The sequence below is a fragment of the Arthrobacter sp. genome, assembly GCF_031988865.1.
Classification (GTDB): Bacteria; Actinomycetota; Actinomycetes; order Actinomycetales; family Micrococcaceae; genus Arthrobacter_B.
Genome location: NZ_DALZXY010000015.1, coordinates 51828 through 52065, shown reverse-complemented (window position 1 = coordinate 52065; position 238 = coordinate 51828). Strand labels below are relative to the sequence as shown.

1 protein-coding gene is annotated in these 238 nt (G+C 73.1%); it reads right to left on the bottom strand.

The window, feature by feature from the left end; translation table 11 throughout:
• A partial coding sequence (locus tag RTN46_RS04830; protein ID WP_312179451.1) for a hypothetical protein occupies positions 1-238 on the bottom strand: 238 nt, incomplete at both ends.

Here is a 238-nt window from a genome sequence, read left to right as displayed (position 1 = left end):
CTCTTCCGCCGCGGCCCGGATTTCCACGGCGTCTTCCAGCGCACCTTCCCGGTCCTCGGCTGCGGCCTCCAGCTCGGCAGCCTCGGCCCGGATCCGCTCGGCCTGGGCCTGCAGCTTCTCCGGATCCCGCCCGGGATCCGGCATTGGATCGGCGGATCCCAGCAGGCGCCGGCGCTCCTGGGCCAGCGCCTCCAGCGAACGCAGCCGTTCCCGGACGGAGGAGAGCTGGTACCAGTCG